General features: G+C 57.8%; 15 protein-coding genes and 1 pseudogene. 7 read left to right on the top strand and 9 right to left on the bottom strand.

The genetic code is table 11. The annotated features are described in order from the left end of the window. Positions 1-14: 14 nt before the first annotated feature. The 3 genes from CFBP5499_RS28970 to CFBP5499_RS30720 all read right to left on the bottom strand — a co-directional run bounded on the left by CFBP5499_RS28970 (position 15) and on the right by CFBP5499_RS30720 (position 2633). Positions 15-473 carry a hypothetical protein gene (locus CFBP5499_RS28970; RefSeq protein WP_080830741.1) on the bottom strand — a complete coding sequence of 153 codons (459 nt, stop codon included), beginning with the start codon at positions 471-473 and terminating at the stop codon, positions 15-17. Then, the gene (locus tag CFBP5499_RS28965; protein WP_012478051.1) at positions 470-1348 is read right to left on the bottom strand and encodes a hypothetical protein; all 879 of its coding nucleotides are present in this window, start codon (positions 1346-1348) and stop codon (positions 470-472) included. The genes CFBP5499_RS28970 and CFBP5499_RS28965 overlap by 4 nt, the downstream gene beginning before the upstream one ends. Before the next feature lie 433 nt (positions 1349-1781). After that, entirely contained in the window at positions 1782-2633 is an 852-nt protein-coding gene (locus CFBP5499_RS30720; protein ID WP_233284304.1) for a hypothetical protein, read from the bottom strand. On the opposite strand from CFBP5499_RS30720, the pseudogene CFBP5499_RS28955 reads away from it, so the two are divergent. After that, positions 2517-2885, top strand: a pseudogene (locus tag CFBP5499_RS28955) (Ku protein); the annotation flags it as partial. The gene CFBP5499_RS30720 and the pseudogene CFBP5499_RS28955 overlap by 117 nt on opposite strands. A gap of 123 nt (positions 2886-3008) precedes the next feature. On the opposite strand, the gene CFBP5499_RS28950 reads toward CFBP5499_RS28955, so the two are convergent. From CFBP5499_RS28950 to CFBP5499_RS28940, 3 genes are all read right to left on the bottom strand, one after another. Further along, positions 3009-5111, bottom strand: a complete 2103-nt coding sequence (locus CFBP5499_RS28950) for a DNA/RNA non-specific endonuclease (protein ID WP_158523322.1) — start codon at positions 5109-5111, stop codon at positions 3009-3011. 220 nt (positions 5112-5331) lie between these two features. Further along, on the bottom strand, positions 5332-5574 hold the full coding sequence (locus CFBP5499_RS28945; protein ID WP_130932619.1) for a hypothetical protein: 243 nt from the start codon (positions 5572-5574) through the stop codon (positions 5332-5334). Positions 5575-5581: 7 nt separating this feature from the next. Further along, the gene (locus tag CFBP5499_RS28940) at positions 5582-6931 is read right to left on the bottom strand and encodes a S8 family peptidase (RefSeq protein ID WP_158523323.1); all 1350 of its coding nucleotides are present in this window, start codon (positions 6929-6931) and stop codon (positions 5582-5584) included. Positions 6932-7316: 385 nt separating this feature from the next. Between CFBP5499_RS28940 and CFBP5499_RS28935 the strand changes: the two genes are divergently transcribed. The 4 genes from CFBP5499_RS28935 to CFBP5499_RS28920 all read left to right on the top strand — a co-directional run bounded on the left by CFBP5499_RS28935 (position 7317) and on the right by CFBP5499_RS28920 (position 13915). Further along, a complete protein-coding gene (locus CFBP5499_RS28935; RefSeq protein ID WP_080830745.1) occupies positions 7317-10790 on the top strand; it encodes a CHAT domain-containing protein in 3474 nt (1157 codons plus the stop codon). 33 nt (positions 10791-10823) lie between these two features. Further along, positions 10824-12002: a S8 family peptidase gene (locus CFBP5499_RS28930; protein ID WP_130932620.1), complete on the top strand. Its 1179-nt coding sequence runs from the start codon at positions 10824-10826 to the stop codon at positions 12000-12002. 131 nt (positions 12003-12133) lie between these two features. Continuing rightward, the gene (locus CFBP5499_RS28925; RefSeq protein WP_080830746.1) at positions 12134-12640 is read left to right on the top strand and encodes a toll/interleukin-1 receptor domain-containing protein; all 507 of its coding nucleotides are present in this window, start codon (positions 12134-12136) and stop codon (positions 12638-12640) included. 906 nt (positions 12641-13546) lie between these two features. Further along, positions 13547-13915, top strand: a complete 369-nt coding sequence (locus CFBP5499_RS28920) for an exopolysaccharide biosynthesis protein (protein WP_158523324.1) — start codon at positions 13547-13549, stop codon at positions 13913-13915. Positions 13916-14473: 558 nt separating this feature from the next. On the opposite strand, the gene CFBP5499_RS28915 is transcribed toward CFBP5499_RS28920, so the two are convergent. Genes CFBP5499_RS28915 through CFBP5499_RS28905 form a run of 3 tightly spaced genes read right to left on the bottom strand, consistent with a single transcriptional unit; the run spans position 14474 to position 16315 of the window. Further along, positions 14474-14923: a hypothetical protein gene (locus CFBP5499_RS28915; RefSeq protein WP_080830748.1), complete on the bottom strand. Its 450-nt coding sequence runs from the start codon at positions 14921-14923 to the stop codon at positions 14474-14476. A gap of 38 nt (positions 14924-14961) precedes the next feature. Next, entirely contained in the window at positions 14962-15927 is a 966-nt protein-coding gene (locus CFBP5499_RS28910) for a caspase family protein (RefSeq protein ID WP_080830749.1), read from the bottom strand. Between the two features lies 1 nt (position 15928). Continuing rightward, entirely contained in the window at positions 15929-16315 is a 387-nt protein-coding gene (locus CFBP5499_RS28905) for a TIR domain-containing protein (RefSeq protein WP_080830750.1), read from the bottom strand. Between the two features lie 374 nt (positions 16316-16689). Here CFBP5499_RS28905 and CFBP5499_RS28900 point away from each other — a divergent pair, with 374 nt between their 5' ends. Both CFBP5499_RS28900 and CFBP5499_RS28895 read left to right on the top strand, forming a co-directional pair. Further along, a complete protein-coding gene (locus CFBP5499_RS28900) occupies positions 16690-17616 on the top strand; it encodes a winged helix-turn-helix domain-containing protein (protein ID WP_080830751.1) in 927 nt (308 codons plus the stop codon). Continuing rightward, positions 17613-19307: a CHAT domain-containing protein gene (locus tag CFBP5499_RS28895; protein WP_080830752.1), complete on the top strand. Its 1695-nt coding sequence runs from the start codon at positions 17613-17615 to the stop codon at positions 19305-19307. The genes CFBP5499_RS28900 and CFBP5499_RS28895 overlap by 4 nt, the downstream gene beginning before the upstream one ends. Positions 19308-19329 lie beyond the last annotated feature (22 nt).

Genomic DNA, 19329 nt, shown 5'->3' with positions numbered 1-19329 from the left:
ACAAACACCTCAAGTCATCTGAGCGCGCCAACGAGCGATGTGAGGCCATCAATCGCATCGCCGAGCTGATTGAGGATTGCCGTACTTGCGATAACCTTTTTATACGCCTTATTCAGCGTCCCCGCCTGGGCGCGAAGTTGTGCGGTAATTGTGTAGCGTGAAGCCGTCTCCTCCATCGCTTTTTTCCTCGCCAGGAAGTAGTGAGACTGCAAGACGCGGATTGAATTGGCAAACTCTGCTTTCTCGCTGTCATTGGACAATGACTTAGTCGCAATCAGAACTTTGATTGAGTCGGCAATAAGGATCGCAAGCCTCGCGGCGTTGACGCCGGCATCAGCCTTCCAGAGCGACGGTTTTAGTTTATCGAACCACTCCTGAATCGCACTTGGCTGTTTAATATCGTCGAGCGGAAACTTCGAGAACATCTCCTGTGCCTCTTGCGCTGCGGCGTCAAACTCTTCACTGGGCGTCATTCTACAGCATCCTTTTTCGTGACTTCGATAAGTGCCGCACTGTCCTTTGCCAATGCGCTGAGGCGCTTTATCGTCAGTCCGATATCGCCCGAACCGGTCGTTAGCGCGTGGTGCGTGTCGTGGATTGACTGAAGGAGATCAGAAATCGGAGTGGCGGCATCGCCTAAAGCGTATCGCGCCTTAACATCTGAGCGTGCATTCATGTAGGCTTCGTAGAGGGCTGCTCTGTTGACACGCGGATCCCGTCGCAGGACCGCAAGTTGCTGGTCGCGAAGCCCGGCATAGGCTGTAGCTTGAACCCACAGATCCGTTTGAAGGGGGCCAAGGTCATTTTTGAGAAGATCGACTAGGTTTTTTACCACAGGATCCGTCTTACGAACGACATCCAGCACCTGCCTAACGTAAGTATCTGAGACCGCAGACGCGGCCGCGCGGCCCACAACTTTGATCGCTGGCGCGACCATCGGAGAGCCGCCCATCGCGGTGGCCAAAGCCGCCACCGAATTCGTCAGCTTTTCAGCCGACGCCTCAAGTTGATCGACAGTTCCCTGATCGGCGGCTTTGCCGACCGCGTTGGCATAGTTTTGCAGATCGCTAATCGCCGCAAGGCGTATTTGGAGCTGATCCGCATCCAGTCTGTTAGTCAGCTTTGACTGTGGCAACTCTACAAGAGCATATCTGCCGCCGCGAATATATTGTATCGCCTGCAGTTGCTCGTCCTGGTCTGTGGCCACCTGATTGCTTGCTGAGACGGCGGCAGCAACCGTTTTCGCACTGCTCGATGTGGCGGCGGCAAAACCATCCAGGTCGCTTTTGCTTGGTAGAACAGCGCAACCAGCGCAAATTGACGTCAGCGTAACAAGTAGTATTCGCATTTTTATTTCCCCCTGGCACCATAATGAAGTGTTAATCAAATAACTCTCGGTTGCAAGGAAGAATTTTACGTTTCTTATTCTTATACGCGTCGATAAAGGAATGCTTGTCCGCGTCAACCACCGAAGCGGTATGGTCAGTACAAGTCTTGATGGGAGCCCGAACCCGTAATATTTCGATCAAGCACTTTGGCTTCACCGGTGTCGATTATCGCACGAATTTGACCCACTTTTTCGTTTCAGACGGATCCGCCCACACTGCAAGAAGATGTTTTCGATCAACACCATAAATGCAACTAGGTGGTACAACGCAAAAAGAAAAAATGGCGCAAATCTAGCTGAAACTCAGCAGACAGACGGTTATGCGGATTCGCGACGAGGGTTCACGGTCCGTTCGATCTTAGCGTGTCGCCAGGAACAGATCTTGTTCCGACCCCTATTTGCCGGGACTCATTTTTTCAGTCGCTAAGGGCGATCGCCGCGGCGCGCAGTACCACCCGTACTCCGATTTCCGTCGTTCGCGGGATTTGGCGGACGTTCTTGCTTCTCTGAGCTCGTCGAGTGTCGGGTTCCACCATCCCCGAAGCCTTTCGTATTCCCCAGGCTCTGACCTTGCTGGCCAGGTATGGACGAGTTCATCAAGAATAGAGGGGCGCCATCCGGCCCACACATGCTCTTCAGTCGCGGCCGGATGATGTTCCGCGACCTGTTCCGGGTCGACGATCTCGCCCGACACATCGGTGATGAATAGGATCCCATACGCTGCTGTGGCCACCGGTCTCCCAAGTGGCGGGAGGTCGTCGCTTGACACCGGCAGTCTGCGTTTCCTTCGTTCGGTCGTTCGTCGTTTGGCTCTGGCTTCCTCCTCTGTCCCCCTGCGGGCCTCGGCACGCTTCCGGCGTTCCTCGGGCTCCGACCGTTTCGCAGCTTCCTCGACCGTCTCCCAACGGTGGTGAAGATCATCATATGAAGCGAACGGGATTTCCCAGACTTTGTAGTCACCGTTCCATCGCGCGAATGGCACCTGCCAGAACTTGATTTGCCAGTAGCGATTCAGGAGTAACGGGTATGGCGAGTAGACACAGGGCCCGAGTGGAAGGGCTTCATCAAGTTCGGGGAAGTCTCTTGCGGGGCAGCTCTTTACACAGCAGCGAGTACCTCCGACCGGTTCGAATTCAACACGATCAACAAGGCCACCGGCAACCGCGTCAACCGCGTCTTCATCGACGGTGAGACCGAAGAGCCGGTCCCGAAGAAGCTGCAGACCAAGGGCTTCGAAATCGAAAATGGTCAATACATCATCATCGATCCGGACGAGGTCGCCGCTACCATCCCGGAATCGAACAAAACTCTGGAGATCGAGGCCTTTATCCCCAGCTCCGATGTCGATGACGTCTACTTCGACAAGCCCTACTACCTGACGCCCGACAAGATGGGCGGCGACGCCTTCGTTGTCCTACGGGACGGGATGCGGAAGTCGAAGGTCGCCGCCATCTCCCGCACCGTTCTGTTCCGGCGCATGCGCACGGTCCTCATCCGGCCTCACGGCAAAGGCCTGATCGCAACGACCTTGAACTATGACTACGAAGTCCACTCGTCGAAGAAGGCGTTCGAGGAAATGCCGAAGCTGAATCTCGAGGGCGAGCAACACGCCGGCCCACGATCACCCCGCGAACCGGATATCGCTCAGATCGTTGATGCGCCTTTCGGCAGGCAAACGCGCCTCGTCATCCCCGGCGAGCGGATCCAGCGCGGCAAGCTTGCTGAAGCTGATATGGCTCTTCGCCTCGATGCTCGCGATACGGGTCTGCACGACCCCGTTGACGTGACTTGAGTTGAATGAGCCGAAGACAAATTCCTCTTCAGGACGCAAGGCCGCCTCCTGACCCATCTCATAACCCGTAGCGCAGAGCCTGCCGGTTTCGTCGTGGATGAAGGCGATGATTTTCCAGAACCGCAATGGGATCTTCACGCCATAAAGCGTCGGATCCTTGTCGGTAAAATATGGCCCCGTGAACACTGAAATCCGCATCCTGTCCTGGCGGGCGTGACCGAGAGCGTAGTCCTCCAGTTCAAGCCAGACAGGGGAATTGAACGATTGCATCTGCGGCGTGGCATTGGTGACATGCATGGAATCGGCATTGCCGCGTGCAGCCGTCACCGGGTCGCCCCAGGCCGGGTCTTCCCGCCTCGTCATGTGACCACGGCTAAACCTCGGCGGATCTCCATAACAATCGTTCATAATCTGCTGAATTCGGGGGATGCGCGGGTCCCATCGCCAGCTCGGCCGTTTCGTCTTCTTTGCAAGGGCGCCATCGATATTGACAGCGCTGAAAAAGCACATCCGCCGGCTCTCGCTCATCACCACCGAAAAATGCTGGTAGCGAAGCACGGTCTCGTCCTTTCCATTCCACTTGTGGGAAAGCACATCCCGGGCCGGGTCGCCGACAACGTGGGGAAGGGGGACAAACGCTTCTGCGCTCTGGCCGTCGCTATTGTCATCTGCCTGCGGGATCAGAAAACCGGCGCTATAACCCTGGCGATCGCGATAGTCTTCAATCGCCGCTTCTTCACCCGCAAGGTCTGTAGCCGGCGCGGCCGCGTCCGGCGCGGCATTTGCGGCGCGCGCCCGGTTTTCGACCGGCTGGCCGATGCTGATCGAGATCGTCAGCGGGATCGTTACGGACGTCGTCGCGAGCGTTGGCGCGGAACGGCTTGATCCTTGTGGAATATCCGGTACCGCAGTCGACACAGCTATATTGGTATCACGCCGTGTCGCCGGCGCCGCTGACGATCCGGTCGACAGCGCCTTGTCGAGAAGCGCACGCACGGTGTTGGCCGGGACAGCGTAATTGGTCGTCATGAACCGACCGCTGAAGTGAAGTCCGAACGCCTCGCCGCTTGCAAGGTCGAGGACGCAGGACCCGGAATTACCGCCAAGCGTGGTGCAGTTGTGGAGAAGTTTTCCGTCATCGATGGCCGTAATCGCGCCCGGGGCCAGCCGCTTCTTGTTGTAGACCTTGCCATAGAGATCTTCCATCAGGTCGATATCCGGGATCCTGCTGTCAAACGCCGGGTAGCCGATGACCGCCACCGCCTGGCTCGTCGAGGGCCTGGTTGCCAGCGGGATCGGGTGCGCCAGCCTGGCCTCGCCGCTTGCCAGTTCGATTTCGAAGAAGGCGACGTCAGGGCCTGGCTCGTCCTCAATGTAAAGCGGCCTGACGAGGCGAAAAACCAGTTCGTCAGGGTTGTCGATTTCCTCCAGGAAATCGACGCTTGCCGTGATCGGACCACCACTGCCCTGCTTGAACACCAATCCGTTTGCTTTTCGTTCCGCAAATTCCCGCGCCACGTGCCGGTTGGTGACTACCACGTCGGGGCGCACTAGCCAGCCCGTGCCAATCCAGTCAAACTCGCTTCCGGCAAGCTCGATGCGTCCAGCAGCGCGAATGGCGATGTCCAGCGCGCCAGCGGCGTCGGTCAGGCGCTGTTTCCAGATTGCACTGTCGGCCAGGTCCTTGAAGACCAGTTCGGGCTTGTTGTCGCGTATGGCCAGGACTGGCCTTTCGCGACGCAAGATGATGCTTTCCTTCTGGATCTCGGCCAAGAAGCCGCGGTCCTTCTTCGGTCTCGCTTCGGCACCTGCATCGCGCTCGACCGCAAGCTTGGCGGATGCGATCGCCTTGGGTGCGAGGTCCGCCGTTTCCTCGGCGAGCGCAGGATCCTGCGCGATGATCGTCCTGTTAAGAGAACGAAGCCGTTGCAATCTCATCTCCAGATCAGTCATCAAGATCCCCCATCGTCAGGCGAACCAGGATAATATACTTCTGCGACAGAAGTATAGCTGCTCCAACTATAAATTGAGGTTTCGGATGATCGCCCCTTCTCGGACCGTCGGGCGCACAAGGACACGGAAATGAACCATGGGTTCGTCTCCACGGCCATTCTATAAGGGGGCTGGACCTAAGCGAAGTCGGCTGAACTGATCAGCCGACCTTCTTTCGTGTACTGGGAACAGAATATTGCTTCATCGGGAACGTAATCCAGCCGCTCAGACCTTTTGTCACGTTGCGGATGGTCTCGACATCGCCTTCGATCAACAGCGACGACGCCTTTCGATCGACCACGACGGCCCCCGCCCGCCCGAGTTTCTCGGCAGCTTCGCTGGAAGACGACCCGTTCGGGTTCTGCTTCCTCAAGATCACCTGTTGCATAACCATGTCGCTCATGATCATCCTATCCCGGAAGTCCGAAGCCCTCGAAATCCCGACCAAAACCGAGAGGCGTGGCCGAGCCGAAGAGCCTGTCTCTAAGGGCGGTGCACTTCTCAGCACCGTTCAGGCCTAATATAGTCACTTCCTGCGCCAAAAGATAGGCCGCGTATCCAGCCAATGCCGGACTGGCCATGGAGGTTCCACTCATGGCCCCGAATTCGCCTCCCGGCAAGGTCGATACAACCCCGACCCCCGGGCCCGTCAGGTCGATTTGCGGGCCAAAATTCGAAAACGCCCCGACGAAGGAGCCGTTGGCGCCGCGTGGTTTGGCGACGTCGCCGCTCTCGGAAGAGCCTTCCGGGAAGCTGTTTTCCCATCCCATCGCGGTCGCCGCGATGCAAAACGGCAAGGCAGCGGGATGGCTGACGGGCTTGCGACCGTCATTGCCGGCGGCGGCGATCACGAGCACGCCATTGTCGAGCGCCGAGCCGATCGCGGCCCTGATTGCCTCGTCTTCATCGCCTCCGCCAAGGCTGAGGTTGATGATGTCGCAACCATCCTGGACCGCCCGGTCGATCGCATTCATGATGTCGTAATTCGTCGCATTCGCCCCATTGTGAGGGAACACACGATAGCTTCTGAGGGTCACACCCGGCGCAACGCCCGAAAGGTTGATGTCGTCGGTGGGGCGGGCCGCAACGATCCCGGCAACATGAGTTCCATGTTCCCCATCGATTGCCGCCGGGCCCCAGTCGGCGACCTCGCCCGGATCATCCTTGATTTCTTCAAGAACCATGTTTGCGCCGCCGGAAACGTTGGGCAAGAGCGGGTGGTTCGGATCAATGCCGGTGTCGACGATCCCGACCACCACACCCTGGCCTGCCGTGGCGGGCAAATGGCTGCGAAACCGCGCCAGAGCAAGGTTGGGCTGTGCGAGGTCGATCGGCTGCAGTTGCAGGCTTGCGCCCGCGTCGAGCACGAAATTGCGCTCGAACCGTCCCCAATAGCGGGCCGGTCCATAGACGTAGATCCGCTCAAGGGTCGCGCCTGGCGTGATGCGAAGATCGATATTGCCGTTGGCGTCTGTCAGACCGTCATCGCCCGCCCTGTTGCGGAAGTTGGTAAAAGCAACGACCTGGGCACCCGCCAGGGCATTCCCTTGGCTATCTTCCACACGAAGCCTCGCTCCTTGGCCCGCCGGCGCCAGAACGCCTGCCGCCGCCGCTCGCTTGACCGTGTAGATCGCCCGCAGTTTTTCATAAGTCACGAGCGGCACGATCTTGAGGTCCGGCTCCTCCAGCCGCAGCTCCAGCTCTCCCTCCGGGGTCATCTCCACCAGCTTCGGCCCATCGGCGCTGACAGCGTCGATCACCTGGACCCTGCTTGACGCGTCTCTGGTGTGCGGTTGCGCCGAGCCGGCCGTCGCCGCCAGCGGAACGGTTGCTTTGAGAGCCGCGGCCTCCGCGAGGACAGGCGAGCGAAACCCGTGCGCAGGAAGAACAACATATTGTCTGAGCATATGACCCCCAAAGGACTGATAGACTTGCGATCGAAATAAAGGTGTTCACGCCACCGGTAAAATGGAAATCCCGCCGGCAGACGCTGAACAACAACAACCGTGCCCGCGCAGTCCGATCTGCTCTCGATACCGACAGCGCGCTGCAATTCTTAAATGTTCTTTAGAGGAATACAACTTGCTGAGCGGCTAGTTTGCGGCTAGCCTCCCTTGAGGGTTGAGGCGTAGCGGGGGCGGCGTCATGGGCATGCCGGGTTGGATAAGGCTCGCAATGGCGGTGCCCGCATTGTTGGGGGTACGACTGTCGCTGGCGTCAGAGCTCCCGCCGCCATTGCCCGCCGATCTTGCCCTGAAAAGCGTGACCGGTGTCTGGCAATTCATCCCCGTCCCGCTTCCCGAGCAGAACATCACGCATCTGGCGCTGTCGCGCAAGAACGATCGGCTTTTCCTCGGCACGAGGGACGGTGTCGCCTCCTATGACGGGGTCGCGGTGCAGGTACCGGATTTTGTGCCGTCCGGATCCCGCCAGTCCATCATCGTCAAGTCGATGGTCGAGGTCGGCGACGGCGCCGTTATCGTCGGCTCTGCCAATGACAGCCTGTGGCGTTGGAAAGACAAACAACTCTCGCCGCTTTACGGAGCCTGCCCAAGGGGAAGCGGTGGCTGCCCGACCGGAGACTGGGCGCTGGCCAGGTCACAAGCCGGCACGCTTTATGTTGCCTCCAGTCGTTTTGCCTTGCAGCAAACAGAAGCACTTTCAGCCCTTCGGGCGGCGGTCTCGGACGTCGTCATCCCGGTCGCAACATCGGCGTCATTTCTCGGTTTTGCCGGCGAGGCGCTCGTCGCCGTCAGTCAAGGCGGCGAGGTCTCAATCATTGACAAGACCTCCGGCAAACCATCGTCCGCCAGACGTTTCGATGTCCGCCCCAACGCCTTTGTCCGCTCTGTCAGCTTCTCCGCCGATTATATTTTCGCGGGCACCGATAGCAAATGCGTGGCCGTGCCCCTCGATCCGGCAGAGGCACCAACCGACCTTGCGGCGGGAAATTGTCGCGCGGCCTATCGCCAGACCGACGGTACTACTTGGCTTTCGACCAATGCCCTTTACAGAAACGAGGCCCACGGCTGGAATGAGTGGTCTCCCGGCAGTGTCGGATCGATCAGTGCCAATTCGCTTCTCGATGATGGCATGTCGAACATATGGGTCGCAAGCACCAGCGGACTGTGGCGATATCTCGATCTGTCGCGCGAGTACCGGTTTGCCCCCGATGACAAGATCGCCTCCGTTCTTGCCGATAGCGGGGGTGGCGCGATCGTCGGCATGATGTCCGGCAGGGTCTGGCACGTCGATCAAAAGCTCCGCGCCTTGCCGCTTTTTTCGCCGAAGCAGGCAATTTTGCCCGCGTCCGCCTATTATCAGGGTGCGTTGCTCGCCAAGGGTAATGACGGGGTGACCTGGTCGCTGAGTGCCGACGGGCTTTTTAAAATCGCTGCGGATGCGCCAGAACGGGTGGCCGATTATCCGCTGCCGATCAGCGAAGGTTCCCGCGCTGTTGCGTCTTTTGCGGTCTCCTCGTCTGGCGAGATCTGCGCCGGCCTGAGTTGGTCGACGGACGTTCTTTGTCTCCGGGGCGGGCGGTGGGAGAACGTACTTGAGGCACCCTCCTATATCGGTGGGTCCGCAATCGGCGCGCTCGTCTTCGACGATCAGGGGACACTTCTGTCCGTCGGCCCGCTCACGGTTTCGCTCAAGGGTCGACACGAGCTGACGCTCGGGCCTTTCGAGCCATCGCCCTTTGGCAATGTCAACCTGTTTGGTGCAGTCGCCTTGCCCGCGAATGTGGCGGGCGCCGATGCGGTCGTCTCGGGCGGCTGGGGACGAACGATCTTCCTGAAGAGGGCCGATGACACATGGTCGATCGTCGAGCGCCCGGCGGGCGACGGCCAGGAGCAGCCCTATCTGATCCGCTCCTTTGCCGCCCATCCGCGATACGGTTTGCTGGCTGCGACCGACGCCGGCATCTATCGTTGGGAGGGAAGCGCCAGGGACGGCCAGTGGCGCTCCCTGCGGAATATCGACCCGCGGCTTGGATTGGGGGTCGATCACATCATCCCGGGCACAGATAACAGCCTCTGGATCGCCAGCGGACCCTCTCTTACGCGCATCACATTGCCCATTTCCGAACCAAAGATCGATATCAGCGGGCCTGCCGAAGGCGGTGTGATCGATAGGACCGCGATCGCCTACACGATTAATTTTCCGGGTCTCGTTGGACTGCCGAGCAGAAAAACCGCAACGGTCAGCTACGACCCGCCGATACCGAATGCAGCAAGAAGCGTGAGCGGGCCAACGGCTCGCATCGACCTGACCGACCTGGGTGACCAGGAAACCTACAAGGTCCAGCCCATCGTCACGGATGGTTTTCTGAATAGCGCCACACCTGTCGGTTCCAAATTTTCCGTGCGATTGCCGTTTTACCAAAATCCCTACAAACTTTCCCTGGCGATCCTGGCACTTGTCGCTCTCCCGCTCATCATCGTGACGCGTCGCGGTCCGACCGGCTTCCTGCTGCGCCGCGTCGGGGGACTGCGCTGGTCGACTGCAAAGGATGATCCGCAACTTGCCCTGGAAATCGACGAGGTCGGCGAGGACGCCGTTCGTTTCGAAGTGGAGGCGCCAGCCGCAATCAACCTGATCAGACTTGCGGTGGATGCCCCCAAGGCGCGGATCGAAGGTCTTCCCAAGGAAGCCCTGCCCTTTCTCGTGTCGATCGCAGAGGGTCAGGCGTTCGGGGACCGCGAGGAGTTCGACACCGCACTCCAGCGCGTGTCGGAGGTGCTGTATGACGAGGCGCTGCCCGAAAGCGTCCGTTTTACCACCAGCCAGTTCGAAAGCGGCGCGATGAGCCTCGACCTGTCAAAGTCATTGCTCTGGTTTCCGCTTGAATTGGCAAGCGACGGACAAAGAGACCCGCTGCTTTTACGCTATGCGATTGGAAGGACCGTCTCGGGCGACACGCTTGCCGATGCGGATGGGTTGCGCACGAGCCGGTTGAAGGTCGCCATCGTCGCGCCACAACTCGAACCTGACCAAGAACAACTGCCCCATGTCAAGGCAGAGGCGCAGAACGTGGCGGATGCGGTACGTGCCTGGGGCGCCGAGATCATCGTTGTCAGTCCGGCCGCGACCAAGGCACAGGTTCTCGAAGCGCTTTGCGGCTCGCATCTCTTCCATTACGCCGGCCATGCCGAGTTCGATCCGCTTGACGCCGGCGAGAGCTTCTTGCCATTGTTGAACGACAGATTGACGGCGAAAGAGGTTGCCGAGGCGTTGTCTACGCGGCCCAATCAGTTGCTCCTTGCCTTCATCAACGGTTGCGGCACATCGCGTGAAGCCAGCTGGGAGCGGGCCGAGGACGTCTACGGTTTTGCATCGGCATTTCTCAACAATGCAAGCTTCTTCATCGGCAGTCAGTGGCCGATCCAGGACGAGTTTGCGGCCCCCTTCGCCACCGCCTTCTATCGCCAGATCTTCCCGACATCATATGGATTGTGGTGGCGCCTGATCCGACGTGACGAACTTTCCGGGTTGTCATTTGCTGAATCGCTTCGCCAGGCCCGCCATGCCGTGAGAGAGATGAGTTTTACGTCCGACCAGACCTGGTCTTCCTACGTCTTCTACGGCGATCCGACGCGAAGGCTTGTGCTTGGCTGACACCAGCATTCTTTACAAACGAGGGACACGAAAATGGTGCGCAGATATGCGATCCTGGAAATCAAGAAAGCCAACCGGAGCTACCGCTCGGGACCACGTGTTGCCGGCGCAAAGTCGCTCGACGGCGAAATAAAGGTCCACGATGCCGAACTTTCCGAAAAGGAACTGCGTGAGGCGCGACGCAATCCGGCTGTCAGGGACGTCAGCCTGATCATGCCGGTCCGCCTGATTGCTCCGGTGGAAAAAGCGCCGTTGGCGGCCGGCAACGCGCCCGCCTCCTCCTGGGGTATCAGGGCGATCGGCGCCGATCGCACCGATCTTGATGGATCAAATGTCGTCGTTGCGGTCCTCGATACGGGGATCGACAGGAAACAACCTGCTTTCGCCGGTGTCGATATCGTCGAGGAAGATTTCGGCGGTTCCGGCAATGGCGACGTAGACGGTCACGGAACCCATTGCGCCGGCACCATCTTCGGCAAGGACGTCGACGGCGTGCGCATCGGGATCGCGCGCAATATCAAGCAGGCCCTGATCGGAAAGGTCTTCAAGGATGGCGGCGGCGGCGATTCTCTTGCCGTCTACCGCGCCATGCAATGGGCCGCCGACAAGGGCGCGAACGTGATTTCGATGTCGCTGGGCTACGATTTTCCGGGCATGGTCCGGGAGCTTGAGGAGGACGGCTATCCCGTTGCGCTCGCCACGTCGATCGCACTGGAGCATTTCAAGGACAATCTGCGGATGTTCGATTCGGTCATGAACGTGCTTGAAGCCGGGCGCGCCTTCGGCCGAGGTCCGATCGTGGTGGCCGCCTCCGGCAATGAGAGCGAACGTGATCGCGATCCTCGCTTCCGCATCTCCGCCTCGCTCCCTTCCTCGGCGAAAGGTGTCATTTCCGTCGCTGCGGTGCGCGAGAACGGCGCCGGGTTCGAGATCGCCAATTTTTCGAACGGCCGCGCCAAGGTCTGTGCTCCCGGCCAGGATATCGTCTCGGCCGCCCTGAAAAACGGCCTCGCGTTGATGAGCGGGACCAGCATGGCCTGCCCCCATGTTGCGGGACTTGCGGCACTGTGGTGGCAGGGTCTCGTCAGGTCGGGCGCCCTCGCCAATGCCGAGAAAGTCACCCAGCGCATGCTTTCGGCGACGACGATCGAAAACATGGCAGGCCTCGATCCGGAAGACGTCGAAAACGGATTTACCGTAGCGCCATCATGAATAAGCACGCGCCGGCCATCGAGCCCTCGCAAGGTCGCGTTTAGCTCCGAAATCCTTGTGGCTTACGCGCAGCAGCGAGAGCGCGATGTTCGGCTGATTAACCCAAATGACAGGACGATAGGGAAAATTTGATGCCCAGAAAAGTCTTTGTATCCCATAAGAAAGAGGATAGCGGCACCGCCTCAAAGGTGGCGGACCGGATCAAGGCTAACGGAATTGCGGTCTATTTGGATGTCATTGACGATGCACTCGCATCGGATGGGCCGGATCTGGCGGATCATATCCGTAAGCGCATGAGCGAATGCGACCAACTCGTTGCCGTCCTTTCAACGGCAACGAAGGACTCATGGTGGGTCCCGTGGGAGATTGGCGTGGCATCCGAAAAGGACTTCCGCATCGCAAGCTACGCCGAGCAGTACATCTCGCTGCCGACCTATCTTCAGAAGTGGCCAGTGTTGCAGACCATGAGTGAGGTGGACCTGTATTGCGAGTATTCCAAGCGCAACGAGCAGGTTACGGTTCGAAAGATGGATGAAGCCTATTCTACGGATAGAAAGAGCACAATCTTCAAGTCCGGAATCGGGGAGTTCCATAAAGACCTTGCACGCGCTCTGGTGACAAAACGGCGCGGGTATTAGGCCGTGCAAGCTGGATGCTGTGCGGGTTGACCAGGTTCAACCGTCAGATCGTGTCCAATCGCATTCACGTCGACCCTACTCGCATCGCTGGTGGTGAGATGGCGCCAATGCAGCAGGGGAACGCGACTGCCAGCCGGCGTGCGAGTTCCCTGCTAACGTGGTGCAGCGTATGTAGAACGCCAACCTGAACTCATTTGCCCGAGGAGGTGGTGAGCGCCACATCGTGCATCATTGCTGCATCACCAAAAAGTATCGCCACAGGCTGTCCGGGGGCAGTGTGCAGAGGCCCTCGGTTTGAGGGTGGCATAAACTGTTCGCGGACAGTTTTCGGTCAACGTCGTCTCGGTCGACACACTCTCGACGCCCTATCGGGTTAAAATCCGGCCCGATTGTCCATTCGAGTCGCTGCCGTAGATTAGTAAAACTGCTGTATTTGCCCCGATCTCCGAAATTCTACCCGCCTATTGGAAATCCGACCGCTAGACATTGCTGCTCGTCTCGAGGGTCGTGTGGCCGGCTAGAGGTCAAACCCTAGATCGCGCGGGCTCAGAGTGAGTGATGAGGCCGTCGTGAAAGGCTTTCGCAACAGTCTGTGGTTGCGTCTCCCCAGCTGATACCCAAACCAGCTTTCTCTTCGTGCGTCGCCTGCCGGTCGGGCTGTCGGCTGAGCTTCAGCCCGGCTCCGCCAGTCTTCACCCTGACGGGCGTCCATCCCTGACGCGCTAGCGCTGGCGGCTCTCCGACCGAAAGGGAGGCTGCGCCGCGCCCATTCTCTTGTCCTTGTCAGATGCGCGATCGCGCCCTTGCGCTCGCAGGCCTTCGCGCCCGCCAGATTGGTGGAGCTTTCCGGCACTTATCCCCATTACTGGCCCATTTCGACTGGTGTTCTGATCGGCGCTTGCGATAGTGTCGCTTCAATTCGCCTTCGGCCTGACATCCTTGTGGTTGCCATCGCTGCTCGCCAACCGCCATATTCCGGTCAATGCGTTTGAGGCGTTGCAGCGCTCTGCCACGCCGGTGGTTCATAAGATCGAGCGCATTGTACTCCCGGATCGAATGCCACGACTAGCGGGGCGGCGTATGCCCTACCTCCTTGCACTGCCGGTCTTTTGCCTGGCTGTCGCGATCGCTCTACCGATCCCCTTTGGAAACCCGGCACCTGTCGTGGCGCTCTGTGTTATTGCGATCGGGCTGGTCGAGCGCGACGGATTGCTTGTTCTCATAGGGCCTGGGATGACCCTTATCGCGCTGGCCGTGACCGGCGCCCTCGTCTAAACGGCCACGGTCTCATTTCACAGATTTGAACCTTTCGCTTTTCGTGTGATGTGTTCCGATGCAATCGGCACTGGCGTCCATTGAACGGAGCGACACGAAGTAGCCTCACAAGATGGGATCAGTAGTAGCCTTGCCCAGAGGGCAAGTCGCGTTCTGGCCGCGGCCCTTTTTATATTGGCACGGCCGACCGGTAACGAGACGCCCTCATTCGCGCGTCGGGTGACGTCGTCCTCGCGGCGCTGTGGATCAATGGACCAGGATCGCGCATCAGACTTGCAGATAAGCGTTCAACGGCCACATTCGCAATACTCATAGATATGTGGATCGATCCTGGGTTGCGATGTTGTTCCAACCCAAAGCAGATAGAACAGTCGCCGCCCGCTCTTGCGCGATACCTCCTCGTCCAGGTGCCGCTTGTTAGCGACATAGGTGTCGTGGGCTTGCTTAGACACCTCCGCGTACACGTCAGATATGAGCCAATTGCGTGGTACGCCCATAGGCGTTTTGCAATCGACCCGGCAAGAGCGGTGTCGGCCTGCTGGTACGAAATGGAAATCTTCACGTCATGGACCCTTCCCTGTGAATCTCGGCTTTGAACGGGTCCAACCAAATAAGGCGCCGACCCCGGCTGCGCGAATAAGTGACGATGTCGGCCGTTCCACCAAATCCTTCGGCCGGTCTGCCATCCCATACCGCTATCAACAACTGGCATTCGTCGACGATGAATTTTCCCGCTTCGAAGAAAGCTCTCTCAGGTGAGAAGTGTAGATTAAGGTCTACCCGCCGCGCCTGGCCAAGCAGCCGTCGATAGTTCAACAAGACATGCGCGTCTTGGAAGAACGCCTCGTAGGAGTTGAATGGCACGACGGCCCGTAAAGGAATGCTGAGGTCCAGCGCGACCTCGGCGAAGACCTGGTCGCTTCCCTCTGCAAGTGAGCTCAACGCCTCCGTCGCGCCGCAACTCACGAGCGCGCTGCGGACGCTTCTGCGCACCCAGGACCAGTCCATGCCAACGCGATCTTGATGGCCTGTTACTCCGACGCGGGTCAAATCAGTCCCTCGTCGACAAGCCGCCAATAAAATTGCCCAAGCGCTGTCAAAACGACCGAACCGGACCGCTCTGCGGTCCAGTAGAGGTCAGAGCCGGAGCGAGGCATCAAAAGGCCCGCTAGTTGCAGGGTTTTGAACTTTTTGAAGGTTTCAACATTTGCGGCGATCGCTGCCCCATTTGTTTCTTCGTAGCTCATATCAAGGCGATAATCTGCATCCGCGGAACTGAAAAAATGAGGAAGCTGACGAAGGAGCATGTCCGTTGCTTTGGGCAGGCAAAGCCTGACGGGATCGAGCCTGGCAGCATGAGACTTATAAAGCGGCCGCTGCGCCCAAGAGCCGAATGCAGATTCAACATAGCCGTAGATACCGGCCGCAGAGACATGGCCTCTGACGTCGGCTGCCCCGCCACGCAGTGCGCCCAACACCAGGTCGGTAAAGACGCCATGCCCATCGATTTCGCCAGCAAGTTCGGTTGGGCGGGACGCTGCCAGGATGGTGACCCCCTCCCGCAACGTCGCCTGATAAAGACCTGGGGTTTGCAAACTTGCCGAATTGCCGGCAGCACCGCTGAAACAGCAGTCCAGGATAATGAGCACGGAGCGCGTTGGCGAGTCATTGGCCAATTGAACGATTTCGTTCATGGGAAGCCCGAGATCGTCGTCTTCGCCATCCTGAGTAACAAGGAAGCCGCCCGATCCGCTCGGACCGCCATGGCCTGCGAAATAAAAGACGGCGTCGCCCGTGAACGAGCCGAACAATTCTTTCCACCTTGCCCGTAAAAAGGGACGAGTAATGCGATCGACTCCGACACTCGTAAAGATACGACAATCGTAGTTCTTGGAGCCATCTTCATGACGCGCGAGCACTGGCAGCATCGCGTCCGCGTCTGCAACGCAGCCTGACAGCGGCGGGAAACTGTCGTACTGGTCGATCCCGACGATCAGCGCTCGCCGATCCATATTACAGTCTCACAATAAACGAAGTGATGTTGGCCCAAGTCCAGTCGACTACCCGCACCTGCCGGAAGTCGGCAGGTAGCGAATATGGTCGATTATCCTGGGTAGCGTAAACGCCCAAGACCGGCACGCCCTCTTGAAGTGCAGCCCGCACTTCCCAAAGCTGCCCTTCTGCTTTGGCGGTGTTGGTCGTAACCATCGCGATCATGCCGTCGCAACCTTTGATACGGATGCGGCACTGCGTTTTCCAAGCTTCATCCCAAGGACGCTTGACCGACATGTCGACAAATTCGAATGGCGTTCTCTCGTTCCTGGCTTGCCCTACCATTCGCGTACGAGCCCATTCGTCTTCAATCGCGAATGAAATAAAAATGCGGTGATTTTTGGCCATGTCAACTTTCCAACAGTCGCTTGATTGGGCGCTCGAATTGCTCGTCCATCGATATTACTGTGATTCTACATCAGAGTCTTCGGCGTTCAACGCAAACGCAACTATAAGAACTAACGCTGCCTTCGGTCGAAAAAGGTGGCGCGTCCTCCGGATTGCTCGCGAGCAGGGAGATCAATGACGTTGCGCACTGTTCTTGTAACAGTCGTCTGAACGCAAGGGCGTCGGTTGCCGAATGGTCTGCACCTGTTTGTGGGGGAACGGCATGCATTGTCTGACAAATCTCTGGTTCGTTTAAAGTCGAGGCAGAACAAATGCAGGGCTTGTGACACTCAGTTTGGGCAGCTACAATCTCGCAACCTCGAATTGCTGTACCAATGGATTCTTATCTCGAACTCGCCAGACAGGTTTTGAAAGCATCTCGCCGTCCGATGACAGCGAAGAAGATGCTTGACGCCGCTTATCGAGCAGGCATTGTTCCGTCGCACTTGTTTGGAAGAACACAAGAGAAAACACTGCAGGCGCGCTTGAGCGAGGACATCCTCGAGCACCGCGACACATCGCTGTTTTTTCGAACGGAACCTGGCGTATTTTTCCTTTCCGAGCTCATACCGGACCCAGAAGTTCCAGATAAATTCAAGGAAAGGTTCCCGGCGCGCAGAAGAACGCGCGATCTCCTAACTGAGCCGTTTCTTGCAATTGATGCCGATTTTGTGAGAGATCTCGGCAGAAATCTGCCGAAGGAATGGTCCTCCCTCGTCCGAACAGCCGAAGACAGGGGCGCCATCCATTATTTTGAAGCCAACGAGAAGCCGGCTGCAGCCTTGGCAGTGTGGACCTTCTCACTGGTACGGCGTGGCAATCTTGTCCTGAGCTATCGATCTGGTCGATACCGCGAAGATCGTGATTCATTTGCGAATCGCCGAACAATCGGGTTTCCTGGCGTTGTGCGATTTTCTGACTACACGCTGTTTTCCAATGGAGACTACGGAGCGTCGGAAAATTCGCTTGCTGCGATTTCTTCGGACCTGGATATCTCGCCCACCGTCTTCCACACCGAGAGTATCGAGCCGCCACGGCCGATATCGGCCTTCATTGTCGATCGCGAACCCGGCCAAAGTGTCCTGATGATCGTCATGGACTGGACATGCCCGCGTTGGTTTGAGCCCACGACACGACGACTTTCTTTAAATGATCCGCTCTGGATGGACGCCACCCTTCCATTAAACAATGTCGACGACTTCGAACCTTGGAGCGTAAGTGCCCTTGGCGCTGTTCGAGAAACGTTAGATGAGCAGACGTGAAATCGAGCATTATTTCGCACGAAAAATCGGCATTCTTGAAGTTCGAGCTCGAAAACGGAGACGCTCGCCGACGCAAACTTGCGCTCCAGGATTTATGCGGTCTCTATCGGGGCGGCTTTCAGCTAAACGCTGAGAACAGGAATTCTTTCGAAAAAACGATCAATGGGATGGTGTTGTCACATCCCGATTTGAAGGTTGTCAGGTGGTGCCTGAACGCACTTGCTCGACTGGCGCGGCGCGAAGAGTCAGGCAGGTATATTGAACTTTCAATCGCGCAGTACGAAACGTTTCCTGAGATTGTCGCGGCAGCCGTGGCCGCATTGTCCCGGATTTACGGAGGCGATTTGGCATCTGCGCCTTCATTGAAAAATGTCGATCCCGCGATTCGAACCCTTGCGGCCCTACAGAACACCGATCCTAAGCTACTGGACCTAAACGGTTTTTCGATAAATATTGACAAAGCAGATCTTGAAGTTCTCAAGCTTGCGTTGATCACGGTTGGCTTAAACAGGGATATTGAGAACCTTTTTGATCCTCGGCACAACAACGGCACCTTTGTCAAAGCGCTGGCGCAGCACGACGATCCGATCGTCCGCCAATACTCGGCGTGGTCAGTTCTGGAAAATGTGCGCCTGACTATGGCTGACCTCGGTTTCGATCTTCAGCGCATCGAGTCTCAACCGTTTAACGTCCAGGCAAAGCTGTTCCAGCTTGCTGCGCAGCGACTTGACGACGATAAGAGACGTCACGAGATCATCCTTCAAGGTTCCTACAGCAAGAGCCCGATTGCGCGCGAAGGTCTTGCGAAAGGTGTGCAGCGGATTTTTTACGACGGGTTGCCTGATATCACGGTCAACTGGTTTGATCTCGAGACTGACAGGCATGTCAGGTCGCTGATCGCCGAGCATCTTGCCCGATATGCCGATCAGATGCCTGTCTATGAGGCGAAAGTTTTCGCAGTTTTGGAAGTTGAACCAAACCTCAAGCGTAATATTCTTCTGGGGGCCGAGGGGCACGGCCTGTACGGGAAGATCAAGGCGACTGAGCTCGATCAGGGAAACCTCAGTCTCTTCCCGGCCGACATGGATTTCAAACAACGGATCCACGAAATAAATATCGGGCAAACCGCAATCCCCGAAATGAAGGTGCTTTTTCTGGCAGCCTCGCCTTATTCCTCAGAACGTCTTCGCCCTGACGAGGAAGCACGTGAAATCGAGGACGAGCTCAAGCGCGTCTATCATAAAAAAGTTGAGATTGTATCTGAGCGCCGCTGGGCGGTGCGGAATGATCAAATTCAGGGCGCCGTCCTCGACTTCAATCCCAAGGTCCTGCATTTTAGCGGCCACGGAACCGACAAAGCCCTGGTTTTTGAGAACCGCAACGGCGATCCCGTTCCCGTTTCTTCAAAAGCGATTGCGGAATTGGTAGCATTGAGCGGCGCAGTCGAGTGTCTGGTCTTAAACGCCTGCTTCTCCTCGGCCGTAGGGCAGCATTGTCTCGCTCACGTCAAATGGGTGATCGGTTGCGATGCAAGCGTGCTTGACGAAGCAGCCATTTCATTTAGCAAAGCCTTTTACCGCGCCTTGGCACACGGCAGGTCCTTCGACATCGCGTTCAGGCTTGCGAAAAATGAAGTTCGGATTGCGTTCGATGATGAGGCAGATCTTTATGTCTTGCTTGCTGCTGATTAGCGGGACCATGCGAAGCCATGGA

The organism is Agrobacterium tumefaciens (assembly GCF_005221325.1).
In the GTDB taxonomy this organism is placed as follows: domain Bacteria; phylum Pseudomonadota; class Alphaproteobacteria; order Rhizobiales; family Rhizobiaceae; genus Agrobacterium.
This window is presented reverse-complemented; position numbering and strand designations above follow the sequence as displayed.

Excerpts from the sequence above, each read along its gene's own strand:
- CFBP5499_RS28970 (WP_080830741.1), bottom strand. The coding sequence starts at position 473 with ATGACGCCCAGTGAAGAGTTTGACGCCGCAGCGCAAGAGGCACAGGAG.
- CFBP5499_RS28965 (WP_012478051.1), bottom strand. The coding sequence starts at position 1,348 with ATGCGAATACTACTTGTTACGCTGACGTCAATTTGCGCTGGTTGCGCT.
- CFBP5499_RS28945 (WP_130932619.1), bottom strand. The coding sequence starts at position 5,574 with ATGAGCGACATGGTTATGCAACAGGTGATCTTGAGGAAGCAGAACCCG.
- CFBP5499_RS28935 (WP_080830745.1), top strand. The coding sequence starts at position 7,317 with ATGGGCATGCCGGGTTGGATAAGGCTCGCAATGGCGGTGCCCGCATTG.
- CFBP5499_RS28930 (WP_130932620.1), top strand. The coding sequence starts at position 10,824 with ATGGTGCGCAGATATGCGATCCTGGAAATCAAGAAAGCCAACCGGAGC.
- CFBP5499_RS28925 (WP_080830746.1), top strand. The coding sequence starts at position 12,134 with ATGCCCAGAAAAGTCTTTGTATCCCATAAGAAAGAGGATAGCGGCACC.
- CFBP5499_RS28915 (WP_080830748.1), bottom strand. The coding sequence starts at position 14,923 with ATGGACTGGTCCTGGGTGCGCAGAAGCGTCCGCAGCGCGCTCGTGAGT.
- CFBP5499_RS28910 (WP_080830749.1), bottom strand. The coding sequence starts at position 15,927 with ATGGATCGGCGAGCGCTGATCGTCGGGATCGACCAGTACGACAGTTTC.
- CFBP5499_RS28905 (WP_080830750.1), bottom strand. The coding sequence starts at position 16,315 with ATGGCCAAAAATCACCGCATTTTTATTTCATTCGCGATTGAAGACGAA.
- CFBP5499_RS28900 (WP_080830751.1), top strand. The coding sequence starts at position 16,690 with ATGGATTCTTATCTCGAACTCGCCAGACAGGTTTTGAAAGCATCTCGC.